General features: G+C 70.2%; 1 protein-coding gene. It reads left to right on the top strand.

Going from position 1 to position 329, the window contains the following annotated elements:
- A partial coding sequence (locus OQ02_RS45440) for a hypothetical protein (RefSeq protein WP_033443837.1) occupies window positions 1-329 on the top strand: 329 nt, incomplete at both ends.

The following is a 329-nucleotide window of genomic DNA, read 5'->3' as shown; positions in this document are numbered from 1 at the left end:
CATCCGCTTCCGGGACCACATCGGCCCCGTCCAGTCGGTGGTGACCAGCACCGGACAGGACGACTCCGGACTCTTCGACGGCACCCTGCGCGACGAGCGGTTCCTGCCGTTCGAAGGCGCGGGCGCCATCGGAGAATGGCAGCTGTCGCTGCCGGACTCCTTCCGCCAGTTCGACTACGAGACCATCAGCGACGTCGTCATGCAGTTCCGCTACACCGCCCGGGACGGCGGGGCCACCCTGGCCGCGGCCGCCGTCGCGGAGCTCCACAAGGCGCTCGGATCGTGGCTGCACACCGGCGGCGGAACGGGCCTGTACCGGCACTTCAGCG

The organism is Saccharothrix sp. NRRL B-16314 (assembly GCF_000716595.1).
GTDB lineage: Bacteria > Actinomycetota > Actinomycetes > Mycobacteriales > Pseudonocardiaceae > Actinosynnema.
The sequence above is the reverse complement of the archived record's forward strand: the minus strand, read 5'-3'. Positions and strand labels throughout refer to the sequence as shown.